The organism is uncultured Tateyamaria sp., assembly GCF_947488715.1.
Lineage (GTDB): Bacteria > Pseudomonadota > Alphaproteobacteria > Rhodobacterales > Rhodobacteraceae > Tateyamaria.
Genome location: NZ_CANLAG010000020.1, coordinates 1 through 3,072, shown reverse-complemented (window position 1 = coordinate 3,072; position 3,072 = coordinate 1). Strand labels below are relative to the sequence as shown.

The 3,072-nt window shown below is 64.1% G+C and carries 3 protein-coding genes; all 3 read right to left on the bottom strand.

The window, feature by feature from the left end; translation table 11 throughout:
- On the bottom strand, window positions 1-1,385 hold a 1,385-nt coding region (locus Q0936_RS20345; RefSeq protein WP_299297505.1), incomplete at its 3' end, for a TRAP transporter large permease.
- Window positions 1,385-2,014 (bottom strand): TRAP transporter small permease, encoded by a 630-nt coding sequence (locus tag Q0936_RS20340; RefSeq protein ID WP_299146681.1) that lies wholly within the window; start codon window positions 2,012-2,014, stop codon window positions 1,385-1,387. The genes Q0936_RS20340 and Q0936_RS20345, both read right to left, overlap by 1 nt.
- Window positions 2,015-2,121: 107 nt before the next feature.
- Window positions 2,122-3,072: C4-dicarboxylate TRAP transporter substrate-binding protein (locus Q0936_RS20335; protein WP_299297506.1), on the bottom strand; the 951-nt coding region annotated here is incomplete at its 5' end.

The window sequence follows — 3,072 nt, the reverse complement described above, 5'->3', positions numbered from 1 at the left end:
GGCAGCCATAGTACGATGCCTGGGAATGCGACGAGGGCTGCGATTGTGGCGGCGTCGGCGATGAAGAAGGGGGTCACGCCGCGGAACACGTCCTGCACGCTCAGATCATCCCGCACGCCTGCCACCACGAAGCAGTTGAGGCCGATGGGCGGGGTGATCAGGCAGAACTCGGCCATTTTCACCACCAGGATCCCGAACCAGATCGCGCACATCGGACCCGACATGCCAAAGGTGCTGTCGGCGGCAGAGACGAACTCGCCCCCGTTCAGCGCCATCACCGCCGGATAGACCACCGGCAATGTGAGCAGCAGCATCCCGATGGCGTCCATGAACATGCCCAGCACCGCATAGGCCAGCAGGATGCACACCAGGATCAGCATCGGCGACACGGTCAGGGACGTGATCCAGTCGCTGAACGCACCCGGCAGGTCGGCGAACCCGAGGAAGCGCACATAGATCAGCACGCCCCAGATGATGGTAAAGATCATCACCGTCAGCTTGGCCGTCTCGATCAGCGCATCGCGCAGCTCGCGCAGACGCATGCCGCGGTAAAGCGCCATCAGGAACACGATGAACGCGCCCACCGCCCCGCCTTCGGTCGGCGTGCCCCAGGCGTCGCCAAAGGGGTTGTAGACAAAGAAGATGATGATCACGACCACCGCCACGATGGGCAGTGCGGGTGGCAGCGCCACCAGCCGTTCTTTCCAGGTGAACCCGGTCACCGGCGGGCCCACGTTCTTCCAGATCATCGCGATGCCGATGATCAGGCCCGCATAGATCAGCGCCGAGAACGCGCCCGGAATGAAGCCTGCCAGCAGCAGCTTGCCCACGTCCTGTTCCACGATGATCGCATAGATCACCAGGATGGCCGAGGGCGGGATCAGCGAGGCCAGCGTGCCGCCTGCGGCCACGACGCCTGCGGCGAACTGCTTGTTATAGCCGATCTTGAGCATCTCGGGGATGGCAATGCGCGCAAACACCGCCGCCGTGGCCACCGAGGCGCCTGACACGGCCGCAAAGCCTGCGGTGGCGAACACGGTCGACACCGCCAGCCCGCCGGGCACCCAGGCGATCCAGCGCTTGGCGGCCTCGAACAGGGCCGTGGTCAGCTTGGCGTAATAGGCCAGGTACCCGATCAGGATAAAGGTGGGGATCAGGCTCAACGCCTGGGCCGAGACCTTGGAATGGGGCACTTGCCCCGCCACCTTGACGCTGATCTCGAGCGCCTTGCCAAAGCGTTCGGGCGCATAGTCGAACCCGTTCCAGCGCAGCCACACAAGGCCCACGAAGCCCGCCAGACCGGCCGCAAAGGCCACGCGCATGCCCAAGAACACCAGCACGAGCATGCCGCCCGTGGTCCACAGGCCAATTGTAATCGGGTCCATCAGTCTGCTCCCTCAAGGGCTTCGGCCTCGGCGCGGGCTTGCTCCGCCACGCTCTGGATCAGGGGGACAGCCACCGGGCTCTCCAGGTTCAGCCAGAAGGCGCGCGCGTAGCCCACCGCCTGCAACACCAGCCGCGCGCACAGCACCGCAAAGGCCACCGGCACAATCAGTTTGCTGGGCCAGATCGGCAGCGAGATGTCGATGGAACTGTCGCGGCTGCACAGGGGGCGCGCGCAGTCGAAGGACCGGTCAAAATGCGACCACGATCCCCAGACCAGCGCAATCATCAGCACCAGGATCAAGAGCACCATGATCAGCTCGACCAGCCACAGCACCCGGCCCCGCAGCGCGCCTACGATGATGTCCATACGGATGTGGATGCCGTTGCGCTGCACAAAGGACACCCCCATGATCGCAATCAGCGGCATCAGCATCTCGATCAGGTCGACGTAACCCAACAGCGGTTTTTCAAAGAACTCGCGCGCCGAGACGGAATAGGCCGCCAGGAACATCAGCGAGAACGCTGCCAGCCCGCTCAACAGCGCCATGACGCGCTCGATGGGCAGCAAGCCCCGGTCCAGCCGGCTCAGCAGACTGGAATCCTCAAGAACCGTGGATGCACCCGCCATCACGTCCCCCAAATGTTAAATGCAAAAGTCAGGTAAGGCGCGCCGCAAAGGCGCACCTTACAAACGGGCCCGTAGAGTGCGCCGTTCCAGCGCACCGCACGTTTGCCTCAGCTGCCGCCCTTGGCGTCCGCCAGCGTCTTGGCCACCAGATCATAGAGCTCCTGGCCCGGCAGGCCCTGTGCTTCCATGTCGGCAATCCACTGGTCGCGGATCGGATCCGCCGCCTGAGCGCGGAACGCGTCGATCACGCCCGCGTCGATCTCGACCTTCTGCACGCCCTTCTCTTCCAGAACGCTGTCCCAGCGCTCCAGCAGCGACGCGTAGTTCGTCAGGTAGTGCTCGATCGCCTCGGGCACCGAGCTGTCCAGTGCGGCGCGGTGTTCATCCGACAGCGCGTCATAGGCGTCGATGTTCACCACCACAGGGCAGTTCACCGTGCCGGGGTTCAGGTTCGCCGTCCACCAGTCCGCCTGGTTGATCGTGCCAAACGACAGGTGGGCGTGCTGGGCAAAGGCCACCGTGTCCACGACACCCGATTCCATCGCCTGATAGGCCTCGGTCGCGGTCACCGATGTGGGCACACCGCCCACCGCCGAGAACGCATTGCCGATCCCGCCCGTGGCGCGCACCCGCATGCCTTCAAAGTCTTCCAGCGTGCTGCGCGGATCGCCCGTGCCCACGAGGTTGTATTGCGGCATCGGCGAGGTCATCAAGAGCTTGGCATTCCACTGCGCCATCTCTTCGGTGGCCGCCGGGTGGGCATAGACCGCAGCCGACACGGCCACTTCCTGCTCCAGGTTCTCGACGCCCAGGAACGGCAGCTCCAGCACCGTGATCACCCGGTTCTTGTCGCGGTGATAGCCCGCACAGAACTGCGCCATCTCGAACGCCCCGATGGAGATCCCGTCGAGGTTCTCCCGGTTCTTCGACAGACCGCCATAGCTCACGTTCATCGTGAACTCACCACCCGTCTTCTCGCTCACCAACTCCGCAAGCTTCTCAACATGCTCCGTAAAAGCACGACGCTTACCCCAAACAGACACATTCCATTCCGTGGC